We start from the raw sequence: 15,754 nt of genomic DNA on the forward strand, positions 1-15,754 counted from the left end.
AAATGAATAATCAAGATCATTTCGATCTCATGGAGAGATGTATGGATCTGTCCGAGCTGCGCATCTTCCGCGCCGTAGTGCGCGAAGGCGGCGTGACACGCGCCGCGGAACGGTTGCACCGCGTGCAGTCCAACGTGACGACGCGAGTGCGTCAGCTCGAAGACGATCTCGGCACGGCGCTGTTCGTGCGCGAGGGCAAGCGGTTGCATCTGACGCCCGCAGGTCAAACGCTGCTCGGCTATGCCGACCGGCTGCTGGCGCTCGCCGACGAGGCCCGCGACGCGGTGCAGGACCCACGGCCGCGCGGCGTCTTCCGCCTTGGCGCCATGGAGAGCACCGCGGCGGTGCGCTTGCCCGGACCGCTCAATGAATTTCACCGCCGCTATCCCGACGTGCAACTCGAAATGCGCATCGGCAATCCGGAGACCCTCGCGAAAGGCATCCTCGCCGGCGATCTCGACGCCGCCTTCGTGGCCGAGCCGATTGCCGCGGCGCCGTTCGACCGCATGCATGCGTTCGACGAGGAGCCGGTGATCGTGTCGTCGCCACGCCATCCGCCGATCGGGCGCAAGGACAGCGCGCCGCGCTCGGTACTGGTGTTCGAGAACGGCTGCCCGCATCGCAAGCGGCTGGAAGACTGGTATGCAAAGCGCGGCGAGATGCCCGAGCGCACCATCGAACTCGGCTCCTATCACGCCATGCTCGGTTGCGTAGTCGCGGGTATGGGCATCGCGCTGCTGCCGGAAAGCGTGCTGTCGACATTCCCGGAGGGCAAGCGGCTCACCGTGCATCGCCTGCCGCGCGGCGAGAATCACGCCGAGACGGTGCTGATCTGGCGCAAGGGCGCGGCTTCGCCGAACGTCCAGGCAATGCAACAGGTGCTGCTGAACGAACGAACGACCCGCGGCCCTGCAGCTAAGCGCAAGGCATCAAGCGTTAACGCACCGCACAATGTGAAGTAGATTTACAACCGCATTCTCCCGTGGCTAACGTCACGCCAATAAAAAGCAAACAGGAGGAGACCTTTATGTTGCGCGTTACAGCGATTGCAGCCGGATTCGTTATCGGCGTTGCGGCTCTTACGACAATCCAGCCTGCCATGAGCCAGTCTGACGGCTGGGTCACGCTGGTCGACAGCACCAAGATGGGCGACTGGGACAAGGTTGGCGACGCCAACTGGGAGATGAAGGACGGGGCACTCGCCGCCGACAAGCTGCTCTCCGGCAAGGATCTCGCTTATCTCGTCAGCAAGACGCCCTACAAGGATTTCCAGATCAAGGCCGAGTTCTGGACCGATGCCGAAGCCAATAGCGGCATCTTCATCCGCTGCGATAACCCGAAGGTGATCGACGGCAAGACCTGCTACGAGGTCAACATCTTCGACAAGCGGCCCGACCCGTCCTACGGCACCGGCGCCATCGTCGATGTGGCCAAGGTCAATCCGATGCCCAAGGCGGCGGACAAGTGGAACACCTATGAGATCACGGCGAAGGGCCCGAAGCTCACGGTGATCCTGAACGGCGAAAAGACCGTCGACGTCGAGGACACCAAGCACGCCGCTGGCCCGATCGCCCTGCAATACGGCTCCGGCGTGGTGAAATTCCGCAAGGTCCAGATCAAGCCGCTGTAAGCACAGCCATTCCTCAGTCCGGAGGGAGCGATCCAACCGGATTGAGCCCCTTTTACCCGCCCTGCCAAATACTGCTATGATGGCCCCAACCCCACGGAGCCCTCATGAGCTGGCAACCATCAGAAGATCCGATCCTCGGCGACGCACAGACCTGCGACGCGCTGGAGCTCGTGATCGTGCCGCGCACCCGCGATCTCGGCGACGGCTTCCTCGTCCGCCGCGCCCTCCCCCATGGCAAGCGCCAGATGGTCGGCCCGTTCATTTTCTTCGACCATTTCGGCCCGATGCAGTTCATCTCCGGCAAGGGCATGGACGTGCGGCCGCATCCGCATATCGGCCTGGCCACCGTCACGTATCTGTTCGATGGCGCGATCATGCATCGCGACAGCGAAGGCAATGTCCGCGAGATCCAGCCGGGCGCCATGAATCTGATGACTGCCGGAAAGGGCATCGCCCATTCCGAGCGCACTCCGGACGTGCAGCGCCGCGACGGCCAGAAGATGCTGGGCCTGCAGAGCTGGATCGCGCTGCCCAAGGGCTCCGAGGAAATCGCGCCGTCGTTCCAGCATTATGCCGCAGACAGCCTGCCGACCATCACCGACACCGGCTTCACCGCGCGGGTGATCGCCGGCAAGGCGTTTGGCAAAGCTTCGCCGGTGTCGATGGTGTCGCCATGGTTCTATGCCGAAGTGGCCGTCGAGGCCGGCACCAGCGTACCGCTCGATCCCGACCATGAGGAACGTGCAGTCTATGTGGTCGATGGCGAGGTCGAGATCGCCGGCGACCGCCATGAGGGACCGCAATTGCTGATCTTCCGGCCCGGCGATGCCATCACCATCAAGGCGACGCGCAATACCCGCATGATGTTCCTCGGCGGCGATGCGCTGGAGGGGCCGAGGCATCTGTGGTGGAATTTCGTGTCCTCCAGCAAAGAGCGCATCGAGCAGGCGAAAGAGGACTGGAAGACCGGCCGCTTCGCCCATGTGCCCAACGAACACGAATTCATCCCGCTGCCGGAATAGGCTCACTTCTTCATCACGCCGCCGCCGGCCAGACGCCGGACGACTCTACTTTCGAAAGACCCTGACATGACCACGATGGCCACCAGCGACCTGCCCCTCCCCAAGATCGGTCGCGGCAAGGTGCGCGATATCTATTCCGTCGGCGACGACCGTGTGCTGCTGCTGACCACCGACCGCATCAGTGCCTTCGACGTAGTCATGAACGAGACCATCCCGATGAAGGGCGCGGTGCTGACCCAGATCAGCGCCTGGTGGTTCAACCAGCTTGGCGGCGTGGTCCCGCATCACATGATCTCGGCCGATGCCGACGAGATCATCGGGCAGGTGCCGGCGCTCGCAGGCCACCGCGCCGCGCTGGCCGGTCGCGCCATGCTGTGCCGCCGCACCACCGTGTTTCCGATCGAGTGCGTGATTCGCGGTTACATTTCGGGTTCGGCCTGGAAGGAATATGCCGCGTCAGGCACGCTGGCCGGCGAGAAGCTCGACGCTGGACTGCTCGAAAGCCAGAAATTCGCCGAGCCGGTGTTCAGCCCGGCCACCAAGGCCGAGACCGGCCATGACGAGAACATCACCATCGCCCGGATGCGCGAGATCATTGGCAAGGAGGATGCCTTCACGCTCGAGAGCATGACCCGCGCCGTCTACACCCAGGGTGAAGAGATCGCCCGCGAGGCAGGCATCATCATCGGCGACACCAAGTTCGAATTCGGCAGGGAAGGCAATGGCCGCATCATCCTGATCGACGAGGTGATGACCCCCGACAGCTCCCGCTTCTGGGCCGCCGACGTCTATAGACCGGGCCAGCCGCAGCCGAGCTTCGACAAGCAGCCGCTGCGCGACTATCTCGACATCGAGCGCCGCGCCGGCCGCTGGAACGGTGAAGCCCCGCCGCCGCCGCTGCCCCCTGAGGTGATCGACGCCACCAGCAAGCGCTATTTGGAGGCCTATCGCCGCCTGACCGGCACGGAGCTGGTCATCAACTAACAAACTGACCGTCTTTCCCGCGGACTGTCATAAAAATAGTCTTGTCCGTACATCTCACCGTCGTCTACCAGAGACGGCGGCGGTTGCGCCTGTCGCGCAGCGCTCCTACAGGTTCGCGCGTGACATACTTCCGGCCCGCCCCCCTCATCGCCGTCATTGCGAAGGTAGCCGCCCATGACTGACACCCTTGTCAGCCCGGACGCGTTGCGCGCCTGGCGCAACGACGTGTTCGGCGGCCTGATCGCCAGCGTCCTCACCATCAGCTTCGGTCTGTCCTATTCGGTGCTGATCTTCACCGGGCCGCTGGCCTCGCTGCTGCCCTACGGCATCGCCGCGACCTTCATCTCTGCAAGCGTCATAGCCGCCGTGATCGCCCTTGGCAGTTCGTTCCCCTTCGCGGTCGCCGGCCCCGAGAGCTCTACTGCAGCCGTCACCGCCATCCTGGCTGCAGCCTTGGTCGAACACATCGTTACAGCCGATGCGCCGTCTGCCTTGCTCGGCCCGGTACTTATCACCCTGTCCTCGGCCACGATCATCACCGGCATCGTGCTGTGCGGCTTCGGTGTTACCCGCATGGGACGCGCCATCCGCTATGTGCCCTATCCGGTCATCGGCGGATTTTTGGGCGCCACCGCCTGCCTGATCGTCGCCGGCGCCATTCAGGTGATCACCGGCTACAAGCTGCAATGGGCGAACCTGACAAAACTCGCCAATCCGATGACGCTCTACGAGTTGCTGGCCGCGGCAGCCGTGGCACTGACCATCTATACGACCTGGCATCGGTCCCGTAACCCACTAGGCCTGCCGATGATTCTCCTCGGGAGCGTCATAGCGGCGCATCTCGTCTTCCGGATCGCAGGCGTGTCCGTGATCGAGGCCCAAGCAATGGGCTGGACTTTCGCATCGCCACCGAAAGCCAGCCTGACCTTGCCTTGGGCATTCTTCAGCGACGGCTACCCGTGGCAGGCGCTGCCCGGACTGATCGGCAATTTCATCGCCGTGATCTTCGTGACGGCCGTGAGCACCCTGTTCAATACGACGGGCCTCGAAGTCGCCGCACATCGGGAAGCCGATATCGAACGCGAGCTCAATGCGACCGGGGCGGCCAATATCCTGGCCGGAGCACTCGGAGGCTATGCCGGCTGCATCTCGATCAGCCGCTCGCTCCTGAATCGCAACAGCGGTGGCACAGGACGGCTTTCGGGACTCACCGTCGCCGCGGTGGCCGCGCTGATGCTCGTCGTCGACCCCGCGCTACTTGCCTATATGCCGCGCTTCGTGCTCGGTGGCCTGCTGCTGTATCTCGGCCTCGAGCAGCTCCATCGCTGGATCATCGACTCCCGCAAGCGGCTCTCGCTGCTCGACTACCTGTCCCTGCTGGCAATCATCGTCATCATCCTCACATGGGGTTTCGTGGCCGGCGTGCTGATCGGCATCGTGATCGGCTGCGCCACCTTTGCGCTCAGCGTATCGCGGGTATCCTCAATCAAATACGGTTTCGATGGCTCGGAATATCGCAGTTCGCTCGATCGGTCGCTTGAGGATCAGCGCACGCTGGCGGCGCATGGCTGCGAAATCCAGGGCCTTAACCTGCAGAGCTATTTGTTCTTCGGCTCGGCCAACCGGCTCTATCTGCATGTCAAGGCGCTGCTGCGCCGTCATCCCGAGTGCCGCTATCTCGTCTTCGACTTCAAGCTGGTGACGGGCATCGATTCGTCGGCCGCCCACAGCTTCGCCCAGATCAAGCGCATCGCCGAAGGCCACGGCACCACGCTGGTGCTCGCCAATCTTCATCCCTCAGCCAATCGCAATTTGCGCGCCAGCCTGTTCATCGATGACGCCGTCAAGGTCATGGGCGAACTCGATCACGCGCTGGAATGGTGCGAGAACGAGGTGATCGTCAGGCATCGTGGACTCGCCGAAGAAGAAGCCAACTTGCGCGACTGGTTCACCAAGATCCTGCGCACCGCCGACGATTCCGAAGAACTGATGCGACGCTGCCAGCGCGTCGAGGTCGGCGCCGGCGAGATCGTCGTTCAGGCCGGCGACGCTGCCGATTCCATGCACTTCATTCTGGACGGCCGACTCGGCATCATGGTGCCGGCGGGCGATGGCAAGCTGACGCGGGTGCGCAGCCTCGGGCGTTACACGACGGTGGGCGAAATGGGCCTCGTCGCCTATGCTCCCCGCAGCGCCACCATCCAGGCAGAGATCGCGAGCGTGCTGTATCTGCTGCGCGCCGACGCCTTCGAGGACATCAAGCAGAACCATCCAGCATTGAGCCAGAAACTGCTGACTTATTTCGTGTCGGTCATGGCGGAACGGCTAGCTTTTGCGAGCCGGATGATTGCGGTGTTGCGAAGGTAAGAATAGTCCACGCGGCGCATTTGAAACGGATGTCACGATCGTCTACGAGTTGGGACCGCCGGCACCGACGGTCGAATTGGCAGGCTTCGTTGTCTTGCGGCCAGCACGCCAGTTCTCCCACCTTTGGACGACAACAAAAAAGGTCGGAACGAACAGGACCGCAAGGCAGGTCGAGGCGAGCATGCCCGAGAATACGGTGATGCCGATCGACTTGCGGGCGTTGGCGCCGGCGCCGGTCGCGAGCACCAGCGGCAGCACGCCGAGAATGAAGGCGAAGGACGTCATCAGGATCGGCCTGAATCGCGCACGTGCGGCTGCGACCGCCGACTCCAGTAGTGGCTTGCGATCATGCACGTGCAGTTCGATCGCCACCTCAACGATCAGGATCGCGTTCTTCGCCGACAGCGCGATCAAAAGAATAATGCCGATCTGGGTGTAGAGATTATTCTCGATTCGCAGCGCGGTGAGTACCGCCATCGGGCCGAGCAGTGACAGCGGCACGGCCAGGATCACCGAAATCGGCGCGTACCAGCTTTCATACTGCCCCGCGAGCACCAGATAGACGAGCAGCAACGCAAGACCGAACACATAATAGAGCTGGTTGCCGACGATCTTTTCCTGATACGACATCGCCGTCCACTCGAAGCCCGTTCCCGGAGGCAGCGTCTTCGCCGCAATCTGCTCCATCAACGCCATGGACTGCCCGGAGCTGTAGCCCTGTGCTGGCAGGCCGATCACCGTCGCCGTCGGATAGAGATTGTAGAGACTGATCAGCGACGGCCCCACGGCAGGCGTAATCTTCGCCACGGTGCCAAGCGGAACCATGTTGCCCTGCTGGTTGCGCACCATCAGGTTCTCGATGTCCCGGGCAGTCAGCCGGAATTTGGCATCTGCTTGTGTGTAGACCTGAAAGGTGCGGCCGAACTTGTTGAACTGGTTGACGAAGGACGAGCCCAGATAGGACGACAGGGTTGAGAACACCTGATCCGTCGTGACATGCAGGGTCTGGGTCTTGATACGGTCGATCTCGATATCGAATTGCGGCACCATTGAGCGGAACGGCGAACTGACGCGCTGCAAAGCACTCTGCGTCTCTGCATTAGCTACAATCGCCCCGGTGATCGCCTGCAGCTTGCTGTAATCGGCATTGCCATCGCGCAGTTCCATCTGCATGGCGAAGCCCGCCGCGTTGCCGATGCCCTGAATGGGCGGCGGCGGGATCACCAGAATGCGCGCCTCTGGAATCACCGACAGGCTCTCGTTCAATCCAACGAACAACGAACGAAGATCCTGCCCCGGTCCGCGCTCGCTCCATTCTTTCAATATCAGATAGGCAACACCGGCATTGGCGAGGCTGGAGCTGCTGTCGAGTGCGGAGATGCCGGCAATGGTAACCACCTGTTCCACCGCTGGCGTCTTCGCGGCCAATTCGCTGACTCGATCGAGCACACGCTGCGTCCGGTCCAGCGCGGCGCCATCGGGCAACTGCACTGCGACCAGCAGATAGCCTTGATCCTCGATCGGGATGAAGCCGGTGGGAATCCGGGACAGGCCGTAACCGCCGATGCCGATCAGGATCAATGCCAGGACAACCGAGAGATTGCTGTGCGCGACCATGCGGCCGATCAGGGCGGCATAGCCCCGTTCGAGCCGGTCGTAGACCCTGTTGAACCCACGATAAAAGAAGTTGCGCTTCTCCGGCGGCACCGGGCGGCGCAGCCACAATGCGCATTGTGTCGGCTTCAGCGTGGCCGCATTGACGGCGCTGAGCAGCGCCGTGGCCGCGATAACCAGTGCAAATTGCGCATACATGCGCCCCGTCAGCCCGGGCAGGAATGCCGCCGGCAGGAACACAGAGATCAGCACCAGCGTGATGCCGATGATCGGGGCGAACAGCTTGTCCATCGCGCTGATCGCCGCGTCGTGACCGGACATGCCCTGCTCGATATTGTACGCCGCGCCTTCGACAACCACGATGGCATCGTCGACGACAATGCCGATCGCCAGCACAATGGCAAACAGGGTCGACAGATTGATGGTGAAACCGAGCGCCGCCATCGCCGCGAAGGCGCCGATGATCGTCACCGGCACAGTGGTCGCCGGCACCAGCATCGCGCGCCAGTCCTGCAGGAAGATCAGGATGACCACCAGCACTAGCAAACCTGCTTCGAGGAGCGTCTTGTAGACCTCGTTGATCGATGCCTGGACGAATTTCGTGGTGTCGAACGGCGTGTCGTATTTGATGTCGTCGGGAAATTGCGTGGCCAGCGCCGCCATCTTCTTCTCGACAGCCTTCTCCACCTCGAGCGCATTGGCGCCCGGCGACTGGAATACGCCGATGCCGACGGCTGGCTTCTGGTTGAGCGAAAAGATCTGGCTGTAGGTCTGCGCACCCAATTCGACGCGTCCGACGTCACGGACCCGCGTGACATCGCCATTGTCGCCGGTCTTGACGATGATATCCTCGAATTCGCTGGGATCATCCAGCCGCCCGTTGATATTCAGTGTGTACTGGAAGGCCTGCCCCGCGGGCGTCGGCGGCATGCCGATCTGCCCCGCAGAAACCTGCTGGCTCTGCTGCTGGATGGACTGGATGATATCCTGCGGCATCAGCCCGCGCACTTGCAGCTTGCTCGGATCCAGCCATATCCGCATCGAATACTGGCCGGCGCCGAACACCGTCACATTGCCGACCCCCGACAGACGCGACAGCTCGTCCCGGATGTTGATCGTGGCGTAATTGCTCAGAAACAGGCTGTCATAGGTCGCCTTCGGCGACGTCAGTGTCACGAACAACAGGATCGCCGTCGATTTCTTCTGAACGGTAACGCCCTGATTCTGTACGGCGGCCGGCAGCGACGACAGCGCGCTCGATACGCGGTTCTGCACCAGCACCTGCGCAAAATTCAGATCGGTGCCGATCTTGAACGTGACCGTGAGTGAATAGGTGCCATCGGCAGCACTGTAGGACTGCATATAGAGCATGTCCTCGACGCCATTGACCTGCTGCTCGATCGGCAGTGCCACCGTGTCGACGATGGTCCTGGCGCTGGCGCCGGGATAGCGCGTCGTCACCTGCACGGTCGGCGGCACCACATCGGGATATTGTGCGACAGCGAGGCCATAGAGCGAAACGCCGCCGATCAGGATCATCAGCAGTGCGATGACGTTGGACAGGACCGGCCGCTCGATGAAGAACTTCGAAATCATGGCCTGTCCTATTTGGTCGGGGCCGGCGCTTCGATCTTTCTCAGTTGCGGATCGACTTTCTGCCCCGGAATGGCACGCAGCAGGCCTGCAATGACGACGCGATCATCCGGCTTCAGACCGCTTTCGATCACGCGAAGCTCAGCTTCCAGCGGACCGGTGACGACCTTGCGCTGCTCGATGACATTGTCGCCATTCACGACCAGCACATAACGCCCGGCCTGATCGCTGCCGAGCGATACATCCGGCACCAGCAGGGCGTTGTCCTGCCTGTCGATAGGAACGCGAACACGAACATAAAAACCCGGCAACAGGATGCGATCCGGATTTGGCAGAACACCTCGCACCGGCAGCGTACCCGTCGACTGGTTGATGGTCGGTGAGATGTAATCGATCTGGCCTTTGTGCGGAAAACCAGTCTCGGTCTGCAATCCGATCTCGATCGGCAGCTGCCTGAGATCGCTGACCGTCAGCCCGCGCCGCCGGGCTTCATCCCGGATACGCAGCACGTCCTGTTCGTTGACGTTGAAATTCACATAAATCGGATCGAGCTGCACGATCGTCGCAAGCTGGGTCGGCGACGCGACACCAACCAGTTCGCCAACCGACACCAGATGTGCGCTGACGATGCCGTCAAATGGCGCAATGACATTCGTATAACCGTAATTGACGGCCGCGATTTTAGTGTTGACTTGCGCCTGCTGCAGATTGGCTTGTGAATTTTCTCGTGTCGCCGTCGACTGCTCGAGCGTTGACTGCGCAACAACCTGCCGGGATACGAGGTCCGACTGGCGCTTGAAATCCGATTCCGCCTGCTTTGCAGACGCCTGCGCACCGGCTTCCGCAGCCTGCGCCTGTTCAAGCTTCAACTGGTATGTCTCAGGCTCGATCGTGAACAGCGTCGTGCCCTGCTTGACGAAGGAGCCGTCCTGGTAGTTGATCGACTGCAGAACGCCCTGAACGCGCGCCACGAGATCGACATTCTTGATCGGTGCTGTATTGCCTGTCGCTTCGAGGAAGCGCGTGATTCCGCGCTGCACAGGGACCGCCACCTCAACTTTCGGCGGCGGTGGCTGCACGAAAGTGTTTTGCTCGCAGGCACTTAAAAAGAGACTCGCCAGCGCGATGCTTGAAACACGCATGACCGTGACATGCTGCAGCTGCTCAATGCGATCTTTCGGTCCAGATGAACAGGTGCGCACAAATCGCATTGTCCTGCCTCAATCAAAAGACTCTCAAAAAAAGCCTTGGCCAAAAACGACAGCCGCCCGCATCAATAGCAACAATCCAGTTGTAGTGAAACCGAAACCGTAAAATGATGTCGGACCGAAGTTGTTTTGCGAATGCCTTTCAGAACTCACGCTTCTTGAAGATTTTACGCAGTTGCCCTGACTAACCGGGCGGTAGCAACGAGGATTTCAGCGATGAATTTCATGTTCGGCTTGGCCGCGCGATATCGCGTATCGATGGCTACTATCATTCTAATCGCAATCGCGAGCCCCACCTTTGCGCAAGCGCCGAGCCAGGCGCAGCGTGACGCGATCAAGACGCGGTGTCGCTCGGATTACATCGCGCATTGCTCGAGCGTTCCTCCCGGTGGAGAAGCCTCGCTGCAATGCCTGCAAAAGAACATGGCTAGTCTTTCTGCGGGATGTGCGGGCGCGGTGCGCGCAGTTCAGGCGCCAACTGCGGCACCGAAGGCCACCGCGCCAACGCCTGCTGCAGCGCCCAAGACAGAAGCAACACCACCGGCTACCAAGCCCGCGCCCGCCACTGCCGCACCAAAGGCGGCAGCGAAAAGCACAGCCCCACCGCCTGCGGCGGCAGCCACAACCGCTGCGCCCGCTGCCGCCGCGGCTCCTGCAGCCATCGTGCTGCGGCCGATGCGGCCACGCGAAGAATTGCTCGTGATGAGATCGGCATGCGGCGGCGATATCAGATCGCTCTGCGGCGGTATTGCGCCGGGTGGCGGCCGCATCGTGCAGTGCCTGGCCAGCAACAGCGCTTCGCTCTCACCGGCTTGCACCAGCGTCCTGGCGCCGTTCGCTCGACGATAACTGAGGCTGCGCGATAGTGATTCGCCGACCGCGTCCGTTACTCTCCACGAAAGGCAAGGATCAGCTGTACCAACCGAGCAGATAGAATGATGTAACAGAACGACATGACGACCTGAAACGCGACATGCCACTCCAGCTTTGCGAGCTTGTAGAGGCCATCGATGAAATTCAGTAGCAACAGAACGATCCCGAACAGTTCGACACCACGACCGACGAGGCCGTGGCGCAGGTACCCGAACAGAACGATAGAGGGCTCGTTGCTCGATACATGTGCCCCGGCCGATATGATCAAAGTGCCGATCACCATCTTTTCGACGTGACCGAATACTTCCTTTGAGACGGGTTCGATATGACGATTATGAAAAGCAAGCCAACTGGTCCTGAAATCCGACATGCTTTCTCCTGCTGATTCAACATCGGGCGAAATGACCCCATTACATGCTTCAAGTCGGCAAGTATTTGCAGGATTTAGTAGATGTACTGCCGGATCAAGACGCAAGACGCTGCTGCAGGATTTCTGATCGCTCGCGATATTTTTGCGTGTTCTTGCGAACTACTCTTTGTAGTTGACGCCGCTTCCGAAACTTTTGTTCGTCTTCCGCTTACGTCACCACTGAAGCCAACGAACCTTTCTGATCAAGTCCTTTGAAAGCCGACACACAGCCGGGAGATTACCATGCGTACTTTCTTGATGATGATTGCAGCCGTTCTCACATTCGGTACGACAATGACGTTTGAAGCTACGGATGCCAACGCCGTCGTCTGCGCACGCGGTGTCTACCGCGCCGGCTGCGCTGGCTATCGTGGCGCCGCCGTGGTGCGCCGCCCGGTGGCGGTCGCGTGCCGCACCGTCTGGGTCAATGGCGTGCGCGTCCGTCGCTGCTACTGAGCGACGCTGGCTCAGCCATTGGCACTGCCAGCCCAAATGCAAATGCCCGGCACATCTAGCGAAGCTAGCTTCGCGCTGGCCGGGCATGACGCATAATGAATTTTAATTGGGTCGGAGGTGACGTCTCAGATCCCCGACATCATGATGTATTTGATCTCGACATATTCTTCCATGCCGTGATGCGAGCCTTCGCGGCCGAGGCCCGATTCCTTCACGCCGCCGAACGGAGCGACTTCGGTGGTGATCAGGCCGGTATTGACGCCGACCATGCCGGACTCCAGCGCTTCCGCAACACGCCAGACGCGGCCGAGATCGCGCGAATAGAAGTACGATGCCAGACCGAACGGCGAGGCGTTGCACATGGCGATGACATCGGCTTCGTCCTTGAAGCGGAACACCGGCGCCAGCGGGCCGAAGGTTTCTTCCTGCGAGACCAGTGCATCCGGTTTCACATTGGCGAGCACCGTCGGCTCGAAGAACGTGCCGCCGAGCGCATGGCGCTTGCCGCCGGTGACGATCTTGGCGCCGCCCTTCACCGCGTCCGCGATGTGGCGCTCGACTTTCTCGACGGCCTTCTCGTTGATCAGCGGGCCCTGGGTGATGCCCTGTTCGGTGCCGTCGCCGACCTTCATGGCCGCAACCTTCTTCGCCAGCTTCTCGACAAACTGATCGTAGATGGCATCCTGAGCGTAGAGGCGATTGGCGCAGACACAGGTCTGGCCCATGTTGCGATACTTCGAGACAATCGCGCCTTCCACGGCGGCATCGATGTCGGCATCGTCGAACACAACGAAGGGTGCGTTGCCACCGAGTTCGAGGCCGAGCTTCTTCACACCGACCGAAGCCTGCTTGTAGAGAATCTTGCCGACATTGGTGGAGCCGGTGAAGCCGACGAAGCGCACGGCAGGATGCTCGCACAACACGAGGCCGATCGCCGATGCGTCGCCGGTGATGATGTTGAGCACGCCCTTCGGCACGCCGGCACGCTCGGCGAGTTCAGCCAGTGCGAGCGCCGACAGCGGCGTCTCGTTGGCGGGTTTCAGCACCACGGTGCAGCCGGCGGCCAGCGCCGGGGACACCTTGCGGGTGATCATCGAGTTCGGGAAATTCCAGGGGGTGATGGCGCCGCACACACCGATCGGCTGCTTGATGGCGAGGAGCCGGGCATCGGCACGCTGGGTCGGGATGGTCTCGCCATAGACGCGGCGGGCTTCCTCGGCGAAGAATTCGATATAGGCGGCGCCGATATCGACCTCGCCCAGCGCTTCGGCCAGTGGCTTGCCCTGCTCGGTGGTCAGGATCAGCGCGAGATCCTCGCGATTGGCGATGATCAGCTCGAACCACTTGCGCAGGATGTTGGAGCGCTGCTTGGCGGTGAACTTGGCCCAGGCCGGAAACGCCTTTTCGGCGGCCTCGACAGCCTGCGTCGCTTCCTTGGTGCTCATATTCGGCACCTTGGCAAGTTCGACGTCATTGACCGGGTTGGTGACCACCGTCTCGCCGGTGCCGACCCAGGCGCCGTCGATGTAGCACTTGTCGCGCAGCAGCGAGGGGTCCTTGAGGCGGTCGCGCAGCGAAGGGGCGGAAGATTGACGTGCGGCGGCGGTCGGTGACATGGGCGGCTCTCCTGCGGAAGTGTCGCGAACGTATAGCCGCGGACTTGTAGAGGAGTATAGGCCCGAAAGCGCCCCTTGGCAGCGAATGGCAGCTATCGCCCGCAGGGGTATTTAACGCCCGAATTCAATATTCGCAGAACGCCGCAAGCCCGATCAGGCCGCGCCGCGCATATAGGTCTCGCGCCTATCGATCATTCGCTCCAAAGCGATGCGGGCGTTGGCACGGGTGGTCGTGGAAAAGGTGCGGTATTCCAGCTCCGGCAGCATCGCGGCGTCGCTGCGACCGAACCAGGAAATAAACGATTTGGGCGGGGCCGAAATCTTCGCCAACGCCTGCGCCAGATTTTCAGCCGCATCGAAAGCGAACAGGGCGCCGGTCTGCGCCACGCGAACTTCGAAAATTCCTGGACCGATCGGGGCCTCGATGCTCTCGCCACGGGAAGCGCGGGGATAATGTTTCCAGTCGGTCCAGTTCGCGATCATCGTCGGTCTCCGCAGCTGACACGCTGCACGTGTTACTCATGGTCTTACGGGTTAGTGTCGGAAAGCGCTTTGACGTTCACGTCATTTTTTGAACACAGCTGCGCCAATTTCGTTCCAAGGCGCGATCGAACTCGCTCCCATGCCCGATATGGTTCCCCTCAGATGCTAAAACCAGCGCAAATGTAATCACATCCGCGAGACCGACGACCTCGCGCCCAAGTTGAATGTCCACGCCGGAAATCGGTAAGATCAAAGAAAACCAGAGAGGAAACGGATGTCAGTTCAAGTCGAGATTGACCGGATTCTGCAGCAAGCCAGCGAAACAGGTGCGATTCCCGGTGCCGTGGCGATGGCTGCGACGCGGAACGAGATCATTTACCAAGGGGCGTTCGGCAAGCGCGACGCATCCAAGGATACCACCATCACACCGGACAGCGTGTTCTGGATCGCCTCCATGACCAAGGCGATCACGGCAGCTGCAGCGATGCAGCTGGTCGAGCAGGACAAATTGACGCTGGATGCACCGCTGGCGACCGTGCTTCAGGACCTCGCGGAGACGCAGGTGCTGGATGGCTTCGACAGCGAAGGCGCTCCGAAACTACGTCCGCCGCGCCAACCGATCACCTTGCGGCATCTGCTGACCCACACCGCCGGTTTCTGCTACGACATGTGGAACGGCGACATGGTGCGCTATCTCGAGACAACCGGCATTCCGCCGTTTCGGTCCGGACTGAACGCCGCCATGAAGGTGCCGATCATGCGCGATCCCGGGACCCGCTGGGAGTACGGCACCAATATCGACTTCGTGGGCAAAGTCGTCGAGGCCGTCAGCGGCGAGCGTCTTGACGCCTATTTCCAGAACCATTTGCTGGCGCCGCTTGGGATGAACGACACCGCCTTCGTGATTGGCGGCGACCGGCGCAAGCGCCTTGTTGCCATGCACAGCCGCGGCGCCGACGGTGCACTGACCCCGATCCCGTTCGAGATCAAGCAGGATCCGGAATTCTTCGCCGGTGGCGGGGGGCTCTATGGCACCGCCCCCGACTACATCAAGTTTACGCAAATGATGCTGAATAACGGGACCGGCAACGGCAATCGGATATTAAAGTCAGAGACCGTCGCGCTGATGAGTCAAAACCACATCGGCGAACTTAACATGACGCCGATGGCTTCAGCGGTGCCGACCGCCAGTAACAATGTCGACTTCCTTCCGGGTATCGACAAGAAATACGGCCTCAGCTTCATGATCAATACGGCGCAGTCACCCGAAGGCCGCAGCGCCGGCAGCCTCGCCTGGGCCGGCCTCGCCAACACCTACTACTGGATCGATCCCGCGCTAGATATCACCGGCGCCATCATGATGCAGGTGCTGCCGTTTGCGGATTCGACTTGTTTGAAGGTGTTTTCGGATTTCGAGCGGGCGGTCTATGCGGGGCTCGGCGCGAAGAAGGCGGCGTGAGAGCCGCTGTCTAATCCCTCTCCCAAGCGCAGCGAAGCTA

Annotated in this window: 13 protein-coding genes; 7 read left to right on the plus strand and 6 right to left on the minus strand. The window is 61.3% G+C overall.

Translation table 11 applies throughout. The features are described 5' to 3' along the window. Window positions 1-41: 41 nt before the first annotated feature. From SFY93_RS02855 to SFY93_RS02875, 5 genes are all read left to right on the plus strand, one after another. Window positions 42-962, plus strand: coding sequence for a LysR family transcriptional regulator (locus SFY93_RS02855; RefSeq protein ID WP_231078719.1), 921 nt, complete (start codon window positions 42-44; stop codon window positions 960-962). Between the two features lie 65 nt (window positions 963-1,027). Next, window positions 1,028-1,630, plus strand: a complete 603-nt coding sequence (locus tag SFY93_RS02860; RefSeq protein WP_089263360.1) for a 3-keto-disaccharide hydrolase — start codon at window positions 1,028-1,030, stop codon at window positions 1,628-1,630. Window positions 1,631-1,734: 104 nt separating this feature from the next. After that, on the plus strand, window positions 1,735-2,652 hold the full coding sequence (locus tag SFY93_RS02865; protein WP_315839816.1) for a pirin family protein: 918 nt from the start codon (window positions 1,735-1,737) through the stop codon (window positions 2,650-2,652). Window positions 2,653-2,718: 66 nt separating this feature from the next. Continuing rightward, the gene (locus tag SFY93_RS02870; RefSeq protein ID WP_320445996.1) at window positions 2,719-3,636 is read left to right on the plus strand and encodes a phosphoribosylaminoimidazolesuccinocarboxamide synthase; all 918 of its coding nucleotides are present in this window, start codon (window positions 2,719-2,721) and stop codon (window positions 3,634-3,636) included. A gap of 174 nt (window positions 3,637-3,810) precedes the next feature. Then, window positions 3,811-6,003: an SLC26A/SulP transporter family protein gene (locus tag SFY93_RS02875; protein WP_320445997.1), complete on the plus strand. Its 2,193-nt coding sequence runs from the start codon at window positions 3,811-3,813 to the stop codon at window positions 6,001-6,003. 42 nt (window positions 6,004-6,045) lie between these two features. On the opposite strand, the gene SFY93_RS02880 is transcribed toward SFY93_RS02875, so the two are convergent. The 4 genes from SFY93_RS02880 to SFY93_RS02895 form a co-directional block, all read right to left on the minus strand. Next, on the minus strand, window positions 6,046-9,213 hold the full coding sequence (locus tag SFY93_RS02880; RefSeq protein WP_320445998.1) for an efflux RND transporter permease subunit: 3,168 nt from the start codon (window positions 9,211-9,213) through the stop codon (window positions 6,046-6,048). Window positions 9,214-9,221: 8 nt separating this feature from the next. Then, window positions 9,222-10,352 carry an efflux RND transporter periplasmic adaptor subunit gene (locus SFY93_RS02885; protein WP_320445999.1) on the minus strand — a complete coding sequence of 377 codons (1,131 nt, stop codon included), beginning with the start codon at window positions 10,350-10,352 and terminating at the stop codon, window positions 9,222-9,224. A 533-nt stretch (window positions 10,353-10,885) separates the two neighbouring features. Further along, complete coding sequence (locus SFY93_RS29645; RefSeq protein ID WP_414717045.1) at window positions 10,886-11,236, minus strand: hypothetical protein; 351 nt, start codon at window positions 11,234-11,236, stop codon at window positions 10,886-10,888. 68 nt (window positions 11,237-11,304) lie between these two features. After that, on the minus strand, window positions 11,305-11,661 hold the full coding sequence (locus SFY93_RS02895; protein ID WP_320446000.1) for a hypothetical protein: 357 nt from the start codon (window positions 11,659-11,661) through the stop codon (window positions 11,305-11,307). Window positions 11,662-11,943: 282 nt separating this feature from the next. Between SFY93_RS02895 and SFY93_RS02900 the strand changes: the two genes are divergently transcribed. Further along, the gene (locus SFY93_RS02900; protein WP_320446001.1) at window positions 11,944-12,156 is read left to right on the plus strand and encodes a hypothetical protein; all 213 of its coding nucleotides are present in this window, start codon (window positions 11,944-11,946) and stop codon (window positions 12,154-12,156) included. A 125-nt stretch (window positions 12,157-12,281) separates the two neighbouring features. Here SFY93_RS02900 and SFY93_RS02905 read toward each other — a convergent pair whose 3' ends face one another. Both SFY93_RS02905 and SFY93_RS02910 read right to left on the minus strand, forming a co-directional pair. Beyond that, the gene (locus SFY93_RS02905) at window positions 12,282-13,772 is read right to left on the minus strand and encodes an NAD-dependent succinate-semialdehyde dehydrogenase (protein WP_320446002.1); all 1,491 of its coding nucleotides are present in this window, start codon (window positions 13,770-13,772) and stop codon (window positions 12,282-12,284) included. A gap of 153 nt (window positions 13,773-13,925) precedes the next feature. Beyond that, a complete protein-coding gene (locus SFY93_RS02910) occupies window positions 13,926-14,255 on the minus strand; it encodes a hypothetical protein (protein ID WP_320446003.1) in 330 nt (109 codons plus the stop codon). A gap of 274 nt (window positions 14,256-14,529) precedes the next feature. Between SFY93_RS02910 and SFY93_RS02915 the strand changes: the two genes are divergently transcribed. After that, entirely contained in the window at window positions 14,530-15,714 is a 1,185-nt protein-coding gene (locus tag SFY93_RS02915; protein WP_320446004.1) for a serine hydrolase domain-containing protein, read from the plus strand. The last annotated feature ends 40 nt before the right edge of the window (window positions 15,715-15,754 follow it).

This window comes from Tardiphaga sp. 42S5 (assembly GCF_034044155.1).
Classification (GTDB): Bacteria; Pseudomonadota; Alphaproteobacteria; order Rhizobiales; family Xanthobacteraceae; genus Tardiphaga; species Tardiphaga robiniae.